At 73.0% G+C, this 10,615-nt stretch carries 9 protein-coding genes and 1 pseudogene; all 10 read right to left on the bottom strand.

Annotation, left to right across the window (positions count from 1 at the left end; all coding sequences use genetic code 11):
• Window positions 1-777 (bottom strand): deoxyribose-phosphate aldolase (gene deoC / locus HGA02_RS03675; protein WP_168677688.1); only part of this gene is annotated, 777 nt, incomplete at its 3' end.
• On the bottom strand, window positions 774-1,904 hold the full coding sequence (locus HGA02_RS03670; RefSeq protein ID WP_168677686.1) for an adenosine deaminase: 1,131 nt from the start codon (window positions 1,902-1,904) through the stop codon (window positions 774-776). The genes deoC and HGA02_RS03670, both read right to left, overlap by 4 nt.
• Window positions 1,905-1,980: 76 nt before the next feature.
• On the bottom strand, window positions 1,981-2,211 hold the full coding sequence (locus tag HGA02_RS03665; protein WP_168677684.1) for a hypothetical protein: 231 nt from the start codon (window positions 2,209-2,211) through the stop codon (window positions 1,981-1,983).
• An 85-nt stretch (window positions 2,212-2,296) separates the two neighbouring features.
• A complete protein-coding gene (locus HGA02_RS03660; protein WP_168677682.1) occupies window positions 2,297-3,595 on the bottom strand; it encodes a thymidine phosphorylase in 1,299 nt (432 codons plus the stop codon).
• Window positions 3,596-3,629: 34 nt separating this feature from the next.
• A complete protein-coding gene (locus HGA02_RS03655; RefSeq protein ID WP_168677680.1) occupies window positions 3,630-4,040 on the bottom strand; it encodes a cytidine deaminase in 411 nt (136 codons plus the stop codon).
• Window positions 4,041-4,072: 32 nt separating this feature from the next.
• A complete protein-coding gene (locus HGA02_RS03650; RefSeq protein WP_168677690.1) occupies window positions 4,073-5,362 on the bottom strand; it encodes an ABC transporter permease in 1,290 nt (429 codons plus the stop codon).
• Between the two features lie 5 nt (window positions 5,363-5,367).
• The gene (locus tag HGA02_RS03645) at window positions 5,368-6,609 is read right to left on the bottom strand and encodes an ABC transporter permease subunit (RefSeq protein ID WP_168677678.1); all 1,242 of its coding nucleotides are present in this window, start codon (window positions 6,607-6,609) and stop codon (window positions 5,368-5,370) included.
• Window positions 6,606-8,243, bottom strand: a pseudogene (locus HGA02_RS03640) (ABC transporter ATP-binding protein). Before HGA02_RS03640 ends, HGA02_RS03645 begins: the two are co-directional and overlap by 4 nt.
• Window positions 8,244-8,364: 121 nt before the next feature.
• Window positions 8,365-9,477: a BMP family ABC transporter substrate-binding protein gene (locus HGA02_RS03635; RefSeq protein WP_168677676.1), complete on the bottom strand. Its 1,113-nt coding sequence runs from the start codon at window positions 9,475-9,477 to the stop codon at window positions 8,365-8,367.
• 239 nt (window positions 9,478-9,716) lie between these two features.
• A partial coding sequence (locus HGA02_RS03630) for an amidohydrolase (protein WP_168677674.1) occupies window positions 9,717-10,615 on the bottom strand: 899 nt, incomplete at its 5' end.

The following is a 10,615-nucleotide window of genomic DNA, read 5'->3' as shown; positions in this document are numbered from 1 at the left end:
CGTTCCGAGGTCACCTCCCGCTTCGACGTCGACCTCACGCCCGTCGACGGCACCGGCACCACCATCCCCGTCGTCGTCGCCAACATGACGGCCGTCGCCGGCCGCCGCATGGCCGAGACGGTCGCCCACCGCGGCGGTGCCGGACAGGCCCAGGCGCGTGGCGCCCGCGTCGACCATCGCGACGGCGTCGGCGGCCGTGCGGATGCCGCCCGACGCCTTGACGCCGAGGCGCCCGCCGACGGTCTGCGCCATGAGGGCCACCGCGTGCACGGTCGCGCCGCCCGCCGGGTGGAAGCCCGTCGACGTCTTCACGAAGTCGGCGCCGGCCCGCTCGGCGGCCTGGCACACGGCGACGATCTGGTCGTCGGTCAGCGCGGCGGACTCGATGATGACCTTGAGCACGACGTCGCCGGGCGTCGCGGCACGGACCGCCGCGATGTCGGCCTCGACGGCGTCGTACCGACCCTCGCGCGCCGCGCCCACGTCGATCACCATGTCGACCTCGTCGGCGCCGTCCCGCACCGAGCGTGCGGCCTCGGCAGCCTTGACGTCGCTGTGGTGCTTGCCCGACGGGAACCCGCACACGGTCGCGACGTGCAGCCCGGGCGCCGCGGAGGTGTCGACCGGCAGGAACGACGGCGAGATGCAGATCGAGTACACCCCGAGCCGGGCGGCCTCCTCGACCAGGGCCTGCACGTCGGCGACGGTCGCCTCCGGCTTGAGGAGCGTGTGGTCGACGAGCCGGGCCAGCCCGGCGGCGTCGTGCGTGGTGGTCATGCGCGGTGCCTTCCTCCCCGGGCAGCCGCGTAGGCCGGCCGGATCACGGTGTCGATGAGTGCGTCGCGGTCGTCGTGGTGGGCGAACGCGTAGGCGGCCGCGGTCACGGCCACGTCCTGGAGGTCGTCGAGCGTCCAGCCGGCCTCCTGCACGAGCAGCGTGAGCTCGCGGGACAGCGTGGTGCCGGACTGCAGACGGTTGTCGGTGTTGACGGTCACCTTGAAGCCGAGGCGCTTGAGGCGCGTCACGGGGTGCTCGGCGACCGTCGCGGCGATGCCGGTCTGGAGGTTCGACGACGGGCAGAGCTCGAGCGGCACGCGGCGGTCGCGCACCCACTGCGCGAGCGGTCCGAGCCGGTCGCCGAGGTCGTCGGTCGTGATGTCCTCGACGAGGCGCGCGCCGTGCCCGAGGCGGCACGCCTGTGCGACGTGCAGCGCCTGCGACACCGACTCGAGACCCGACCCCTCCCCCGCGTGCACGGTCGCGGGGACGTGCGCCTCGGCGAGCGCGCGGAACGCGGACGCGTGCTGCGACGGCGGGAAGCCCTCCTCGGGCCCGGCGATGTCGAAGCCGACGACGCCGTCGCCGCTGCGGGCGATCGCGAGCGCCGCGACCTCGTCCGCGCGGTCGGCCTGGCGCATCGCCGACAGGATCGTGCCGACGCGGATGGTCCGGCCCTGCGCGGCCGCCTCGGCGACCCCCTCGGCGAAGCCCTGCTGGACCGCGTCGACGACCTGCTCGAGGGTCAGCCCGGCGCGCTGGTGCTGCTCGGGCGCGTACCGGGACTCGGCGTACACGACGCCGTCCGCGGCCAGGTCGAGCGCCGCCTCGCGCGCGACGCGCCGCAGCCCGTCGACGGTCTGCATGACGGCGACGGTGTGCTCGAACGTCTCGAGGTACCGCTCGAGGCTGCCTGAGTCGGCCGACTCGACGAACCAGCGCCCGAGCGCCTCGGGGTCGGTCGTCGGCAGCTCGTGGCCCGCCTCGGCGGCCAGCTCGACGATCGTCGCGGGCCGCAGCCCGCCGTCGAGGTGGTCGTGCAGCAGGATCTTCGGCAGCCCGGGGACGAGGGCGACGAGCGTCGCCGTCGCGTCGTCGTCGGCGGTGCGCGCGTCGGGGGACGTCATGAGGTCACCGTACCGGCGCGCGCGCGACGTGCCAGGTCAGGCCGTCGCCGCCGGGGGCGACGCCCGGGACAGCCGCTCACCCCGCGACGCCCGGCTCGTCGTCGCCGGCCGGCACCTCGGTGTCCTGCTCGACCACGTCGGCCTCGTCCGCCCGGCCGTCGCGGTCCGCCCGGGGGAACCCGGGCTGGTACTCCTCGGGGTCGGGTGCGTCGTCGGTCGCGTCGTCGGTCAGCCGCAGCGGCGTCTCCGGAGCCACGGGCTCCAGGCCCGCGTCACGCCACGTGTCGTCGCCCGGGACGGTGCTCATCGGTCCTCCCTCACGCTCGGCGGTCGTCCCCATCGTGCTCCGGTGCCGCCCCCGTCGCCATGCGGTCGACGGGGGCGACCCGAGGTCAGGCCGTGACGCGGTCGATCACGAGCGGGCGCGGCTCGACGCGCGTCCCCGCGGGAGCGACGACGAGCCCGCCGTCGAGCGCCTCGCGCGCGCGGCCGAACCGCTCGGGGGTGTCGGTGTGCAGCGTGAGCAGCGGCTGCCCGGCGCGCACCTCGTCGCCGGGGCGCACGTGCAGCTCGACGCCGGCGCCCGCCTGCACCGGGTCCTCCTTGCGGGCGCGACCGGCGCCGAGCCGCCACGCGGCGATCCCGACGGCGTACGCGTCGACGGTCGTGACGATCCCGTCGGTCTCGGCGACGACCTGCTCGGTCTCGCGTGCGACGGGCAGCGGTGCGTCGGCGTCGCCACCCTGCGCCTGGATCATGCGGCGCCAGACGTCCATCGCGCGCCCGTCGGCCAGGGCCGCGGCGGGGTCGGCGTCGGGGCGTCCCGCGGCGTCGAGCATCTCGCGCGCGAGCGCGATCGTGAGCTCGACGACGTCGGCCGGGCCGCCGCCCGCCAGGACCTCGAGCGACTCGCGGACCTCGAGCGCGTTGCCCGCGGTGAGGCCCAGCGGCGTCGACATGTCGGTGAGCAGCGCGACGGTCGTGACGCCCGCGTCCGTGCCGAGCCCGACCATGGTCTGCGCGAGCTCGCGCGCGCGGGTCTCGTCCTTCATGAACGCGCCCGACCCGACCTTGACGTCGAGGACCAGCGAGCCCGTGCCCTCGGCGATCTTCTTGCTCATGATCGACGACGCGATGAGCGGGATCGCCTCGACGGTGCCGGTGACGTCGCGCAGCGCGTAGAGCTTGCGGTCGGCGGGCGCGAGGCCCGAGCCGGCCTGGCAGATCACCGCGCCGACGTCCTCGAGCTGCTGCATCGTCTCCTCGTTGGACAGCGCCGCGCGCCAGCCGGGGATCGACTCGAGCTTGTCGAGCGTGCCGCCCGTGTGGCCGAGTCCGCGGCCCGACAGCTGCGGGACCGCGACGTCGAACACCGCGACCAGCGGGGCGAGCGGCAGCGTGATCTTGTCGCCCACGCCGCCCGTCGAGTGCTTGTCGGAGGTCGGGCGCGACAGCGACGAGAAGTCGAGCCGCTCGCCGCTCGCGATCATCGCGGCCGTCCAGCGCGCGATCTCCGCACGGTCCATGCCGTTGAGCAGGATCGCCATGGCGAGCGACGACATCTGCTCGTCCGCGACGACGCCGCGCGTGTACGCGTCGACGACCCAGTCGATCTGCGCGTCGGTCAGCCTCCGTCCGTCGCGCTTGGCGACGATGACGTCGACGGCGTCGAACGCCTCGGTGGTGCTCATGTGCGGGCCTCTCCTGCGTTGCGTTCCGCGGACGTCACGCCCGCGCTTCCAGGTCGTCCGGACCGAACGCGTCCGGCAGCACCTCGGTCATCGGCTTGATGCCGGACACCGTCTCGACCAGCAGGCGCGCCCCGCCGTGCTCCCACAGCAGCTGCCGGCAGCGCCCGCACGGCATGAGGACGTTCCCGTGCCCGTCGACGCACGTGAAGGCGACGAGCCGTCCCCCGCCGGAGACGTGCAGCCCGGAGACGAGCGCGCACTCGGCGCAGAGCGTGAGGCCGTACGACGCGTTCTCGACGTTGCACCCGACGACGACACGGCCGTCGTCGACGAGCGCCGCGACGCCCACCGGGAACTTCGAGTAGGGCACGTAGGCCCGGTGCATCGCCTCCGTCGCGGCGGCGCGCAGCGCGTCCCAGTCGATCTCGGGCGCGGGGGTGCTCATGCGGTTCTCCATCCGGCGGGCGGGTGCCCGCCTCACTTCTTGTACGGGACACCCTCCGCGGCCGGCGGCCGCACGCGTCCCACGAGCCCGGCGACGGCGAAGATCGTGGCCAGGTAGGGCAGCATCGCGAGGATGTCGCTCGGGATCGGCGACCCGAGGTTGTTGAGCACGCGGCGCAGGGCGTCCGCGAGGCCGAAGAACAGGGACGCGGCGAGCGCCCCGGTCGGGCTCCAGCGGCCCAGGATCATCGCGGCGAGCGCGATGTACCCCTTGCCGGACGTGAGCTCCTTGGTGAACGCGAGGCCCGCGGAGACGAGCGCGGCACCGCCGAGGCCCGCGACCGCCGACCCGAGGATCGTCGAGCGCACGCGCGTGAGGTTGACCTTGATGCCGACGGTGTCGGCGGCCTTGGGGTGCTCGCCGACGGCGCGCATGCGCAGGCCCCAGCGGGACCGGAACACGAGCACCTGGAGCAGCGCGACCGCGATGTACATGAGGTACACGGTCAGCGGGTGGATGAAGAGCACCGGGCCGAGGATCGGGATGTCCGACAGCAGCGGGATCGCGATCGTCGGCATGCGCGGCGGCGAGTTGAGCGTCTGCGGGTTCGCGGTGAGGACCGTCGAGAACAGGTAGTTCGTCAGGCCGATGACGAGCACGTTGAGCACGACGCCGACGATGATCTGGTCGACCCAGTACCGGACGGCGAACAGCGCGAGGCACGCGCCGACGAGCGCGCCCGCGATCGGCGCGGCGATCAGGCCCGCGTACGCGTTGCCCGTGACCGACGCGACGACGACCGCGAGGAACGCGCCCGCGAGCAGCTGCCCCTCGATCGCGATGTTGATGACGCCCGAGCGCTCGCACAGGAGGCCCGCGAGGGCGCCGAACACCAGCGGCACGGACAGCCCGAGCGCGTTCGTCAGCAGGAGGGTCAGCGGCAGCGCGTTGTCGTTGCCGGCCATGACCCACACGAGCAGCGCGAAGAAGATCAGCACGCCGATGCCGACCCACATCCAGGCCGGGACCGCGCGACGGGCCCGGGCCCGCAGCAGCGCGAGGACGGCGAGGACGAGCGCACCGGCCGAGAGCAGCGACGCCGTGAGCCGCGACGGCACGACGATGTCGTCGAGCTTGATCGCGTCGCCGCCCGTGGCGATGCGGAACGTCGTCTCCGCGTCCGCGCTCGTGAGCAGGCCGAACAGCACGAGGCTGAGGACCGACAGGACGATCGCGACGACGGGCCCGCGCCAGCGGACCTTCGCCTGCACGGTGCGCGCCGGCTCGGGCGCGAGCGACTCCGGCTTGTCGGGAGCGGTCATGGTGCTCACGCCGCGGCCTTCTTCCTGTCGTAGCCGAAGAGCGTGGCGGCCCAGTGGATGACCGACAGCTCGCGGACCAGCGGCGGCGCCGCGATGAGGAGGACGATGACGGCCTGGATGACGAGCACCAGGTCGATCGGGGTGCCGGCCGCGGTCTGCATGAGCGGCGAGCCCGCACGCAGCGCGCCGAACAGCAGCGCGGCCAGCACGGTGCCGAGCGGGCGCGAGCGGCCGAGCAGCGCGACGGTGATCGCGTCGAAGCCGATCGACCCCGCCGAGCCCGCCTGGAACGTCTTGTCCGTGCCGAGGATCTGCATCGCCCCGCCGAGACCCGCGAGGCCACCGGCGACGAGCATGACGAGCACGAACACGCGCTGCACCTTGATGCCCGCGGTGCGCGCCGCGTCCTGGTTGGCGCCGACCGCGCGGAACCGGAAGCCGATCGTCGAGCGCTCCATGAGCCACCAGACGCCGACCGCGGCGAGCAGCGCGAGCAGGAACCCGGCGTGCAGGCGGAACTGCGGGCCGAGCAGCAGGGGCATGACCGCGTTCTCGCCGACCGGCGCCGTGATGGGCCGCGTCGAGCCGGGCTGACGCAGGATGGACGTCGTCAGCAGGTAGGAGACGAGGTAGAGCGCGATCGAGTTGAGCATGATCGTGACGATGACCTCGCTGGCCCCCGTCCGGGCCTTGAGGAAGCCCGCGATGCCGGCCCAGATCGCACCGGCGACGACCGCCCCGAGGCTCGCGACGACGACGTGCACGACGACCGGCAGGTCGAGCGAGAACCCGAGGTAGGCGGCCGCGGCCGCGCCGACGAGCACCTGGCCCTGGGCGCCGATGTTGAACAGGCCCGACCGGAAGCCGATGCCCAGACCGAGACCCGCGAGGATCAGCGGCACCGACGAGACCATCGTCTCCGTGATGGGCCGGATCTGGCGGGCGCCCGTCGCCTGGTAGTCGAAGATCGCGCCGCGGAACAGCGCGGAGTACGTGCCGTAGATCGCGTCCCACGCGGCCGAGAAGAAGTCCTGCGGGCGGGCGAACACGTAGCCGAGGGCCTGCTGCGACGCCGCGTCGGCGGCGACGACGAGCACGGCGGCGACGCCGAGCGCGATGAGGATCGCGACGACCACGGTCGTCGTGGTCGAGTCGAGCACCTGCTGGAGGTAGCTCGGACGCTGCTGCTCGGGCTTCTGCTCGGGCGCGGGCGCCGGTGCGGGCGCGTCCTGGACGGTGGCGCTCACGCCTGCCCCTCCTCGTGCGTCGTGGGCGCCGCGGGGGCGTCCGGGTCGGGCGTGGCGTCCTCCGCCTCCGCGACCGCGTCGGCCTCGGACAGCGCGGTGTGGTGGCCGGCCGCCTGCTCGCGCGCCTGCTCGAGCGGCACGCCCGCCATCATGAGGCCGAGCACGTCGCGGTCGGCGGTGTGGCCGCCCTCGACGATGCCGATGACCTTCCCGCGGTACATGACGGCGATGCGGTCGGCGAGCGCGAGCACCTCGTCGAGCTCGGTCGAGACGATGACGACCGGGGTGCCGTTGTCGCGCTCGGCGACGATCCGCTTGTGCACGAACTCGATCGACCCGACGTCGAGGCCGCGCGTCGGCTGCGACGCGACGAACAGCCGCAGCGGGCGCGACATCTCGCGCGCGAGGACGACCTTCTGCTGGTTGCCGCCCGACAGCGTGCTCACGGGGTCCTGCACGGACCGCACGCGGATGTCGAACTCCTCGACGCGGTGCGCGGCGTTCTCGGCGACCCGCACGGGGCTCAGCGACCCGGCCCGCGCGAACGGCTCGGACCGGTGCATGTCGAGGATGAGGTTCTCCGCGATGGAGAACGACGAGATGAGGCCGTCGGTGCTGCGGTCCTCGGGCACGAACCCGACGCCCGCGGCGATGACCTCGTGGACCTGACGGCCCGCCAGGTCGACGCCGTCGAGCAGCAGCTGCCCCGCGGTCGGGGCGGCGAGGCCGAGGATCGTCTCGGTGAGCTCGGTCTGGCCGTTGCCCTGCACGCCCGCGATCGCGAGGATCTCCCCGCGGTGCACGTCGAACGACACGCCGTCGACGACCGCGTTGCCGTGCACGTCGAGGACCGTGAGGTCGCGCACCTGGAACGTGGGCTCGCCGGGCTCGGCCGTGGCCTTGTCGACGGCCAGCGTGACCGAACGGCCGACCATGAGGGAGGCGAGCTAGACCTCGGTCGACGTGGGGCTCGCGGTGCCGACGACCTTGCCGCGCCGGATGACGCTGATGGTGTCCGCGACGGCGCGGACCTCGCGCAGCTTGTGCGTGATGAAGACGATGGAGGTGCCGGCCTCCTTGAGCTGCCGCATGATCCCGATCAGCTCGTCGGTCTCCTGCGGGGTCAGCACCGCGGTCGGCTCGTCGAGGATCAGCACCTGCGCGTCGCGCGAGAGGGCCTTGATGATCTCGACGCGCTGCTGGACCCCGACGGGGAGGTCCTCGACGAGCGCGTCGGGGTCGACGTCGAAGCCGAACCGGTCGGAGATCTCCTTGACCCGGCGCCGCGCCTCGGCGAGGTCGATGAGCGTGCCGCCGACGACGGGCTCGTGCCCGAGGACGACGTTCTCGGCGACCGTGAACACCGGGATGAGCATGAAGTGCTGGTGCACCATGCCGATGCCCGCGGCCATGGCGTCGCCCGGTCCGGAGAACGTGCGCGGCGCGCCGTCGACGACGATCTGCCCGCCGTCGGGCTGGTACAGCCCGTAGAGGACGTTCATCATCGTGGACTTGCCGGCGCCGTTCTCGCCGAGCAGCGCGTGGATCTCACCCGGTGCGAACGTCAGGTTGATGTTGTCGTTCGCCACGAGCGACCCGAAGCGCTTCTTGATGCCCTGCAGCTCGAGCCTCACCTCGTGCCCGCCTTTCCCCACGTCCTCGTGAGCCGACAGTAGAACCACCGCGCCGCCGACGCACCGGTGGCCCGGGGCGCGTCGCCCCAGGCCACCGGTGCGTGGTCAGGCTGTGGTCAGGTCAGGAGACCTTGTTGGCCGACGGCGAGTCGACGACGAGGTCGCCGTCGATGATCTGCTGACGCAGCTCGTCGATCTTCGACGCGAGCTCGGCCGGGACCTTGGACTCCCAGTCGTGGTACGGCGCGATGTCGACGCCGCCGTTGGCGAGCGTGCCGACGTACGGGTCGGACGAGAAGTCACCGTCGACCGCGGACTTGATGGTCTCGAACACGGCCGTCTGGATCTGCTTCATGACGGAGGTGAGGATGAGGCCCTTGTACTGCTCGTTCGCGGGCTGCAGGTAGCCGTCCGAGTCGACCCAGATGACCGCGGTGCCCTCGGCCTGGCTCGCCGCGTTGAGCGCGCCGGAGCCGACCGGGCCGGCGACGGGGAGGATGACGTCCGCGCCGTCGTTGATGAACTGCTCGGTCGTCGTGCGGCCGGCCTCGGTGTCGGAGAAGTTGCCGATCATCGAGCCGTTCTGCGCGGCCTTGTCCCAGCCGACGACGGTCGTCGCGGTGCCGGTCTCCTCTGCGTAGGCGGCGGCGCCGTCGGCGAAGCCGTCCATGAAGATGGTGACCGACGGGAACGGCTGACCGCCGAAGGTCGCGACCTTGTGGGTCTGCGAGACGCCCGCGGCGAGGTAGCCGGCGAGGTACGCGGCCTCCTGCGTGTTGAACAGCAGCGGCTTGGCGTTGTCGAGCGTCACCGGGTTGAAGTCCGCGTCGGAGAACGCGGAGTCGACGAGCGCGAACTCGATGTCGGTGTTCGCCTCGGCGCCGGCCTGGATGGCGTCCTCGAGCGCGAAGCCGACGCCGATGATGAGGTTGCAGCCCTGCTGGACCATCGAGTCGACGTTGGTCGTGTACTGGCCCGGGTCGGTCGACTCGGCGGTCTTGACCTCGATGCCGAGCTCGTCCTTGGCCTGCTCGAGACCCTTGAAGCCGGACTCGTTGAACGAGGCGTCGTCGAAGCCGCCCTCGTCGGACACCATGCAGGCGGTGAAGTCGACGGTCGCCGACGTCTCGTCGCCGCCGGCGGTCTCGTTCGTGTCCTCGGGTGCGCTGCCACAGGCCGCGAGGGCGAGGGCGACGGCGCCGCCGAGCGCAGCCACACGGATGATCTTCTTCACGCGATTCTCCTGGTCTCGTCAGCCGACCGCCGGACGGCAGGTGGGCCGTCGCCGGGACGGTCGCGCCCGGCGTCGATGCTTCGGACAGTAGTGAGCGTCACGTGTCCCGCTTGTTACCAGGCGGTATCCGCCGAGGATCCGTTACCTAGTTGGAATGTCCGCCCAGGTGACGGACGAGGCGTCTCGACAGGAGAGACGGGCGACCCGGACATCGGACGCCCGTCCGACGACCTGCGGCGTCAGGGCCGCCCCGCGAGCAGCGCCGCCCTGGCCAGCAGCAGCGCGCCGGCCTCGACCGCGCGCTCGTCGACGCGGAGGTCGCCCTGGTGGATGTCGTACGTCCGGCCGCCCGGCGTGCGCGTGCCGAGCCGCGCCATCGCGCCCGGCACCTTCGTCAGGTACCAGGCGAAGTCCTCGCCGCCGAGCGACTGCTCGGTGAGGAGCACCGCGTCCGGGCCCAGCACGTCGCGCGCGGCGGCCTCGAGCACGCCGGTCGAGCGCTCCTCGTTCTCGACCGGCGGGACGCCGCGGTGGTGGCGGACCTCCGCCTCGAGCCCGAGCGGCGCGACGACCTGCTCGACCGCGTGGTGGAACACGTCCGACGCCTTCTCCCACGCGCGGACGTCGAGGCAGCGCAGCGTGCCGCGCACCGTCCCGGACGCCGGGATCGCGTTGTGGGCCGTCCCCGCGTGCACCTCGCCCCACGTGAGGTTGACGCCCGAGCGCGGGTCCAGCCGGCGGCCGAGGATCGCGGGGACCTGCGTGATGACCTGCCCCAGCCCGAACACGAGGTCACCCGTGAGGTGCGGGCGCGACGTGTGGCCGCCGGAGCCGGTGAGCACCACGGTGACCTCGTCGCTCGCCGACGTGATCGGGCCGATGCGCGTCCCGACCTGGCCGACGTCGACCTTCGGGTCGCAGTGGATGCCGAAGATCTGCGCGACGCCGTCGAGCCCGCCCGCGTTGATCACGTCGATCGCGCCGCCCGGCTGCACCTCCTCGGCGGGCTGGAACACCAGCCGCACGCCCGTCGCCAGGTCGCCCGACGCCGCGAGCTCCGCGAGCGCGAGCCCTGCACCGAGCACCGCGGCCGTGTGCACGTCGTGGCCGCACGCGTGCGCGACCCCGCGGTGCGTCG

Origin of the sequence: Cellulomonas septica, from assembly GCF_012396155.1 — a bacterium.
GTDB classification, from domain to species: domain Bacteria; phylum Actinomycetota; class Actinomycetes; order Actinomycetales; family Cellulomonadaceae; genus Cellulomonas; species Cellulomonas septica.
The sequence above is the reverse complement of the archived record's forward strand: the minus strand, read 5'-3'. Positions and strand labels throughout refer to the sequence as shown.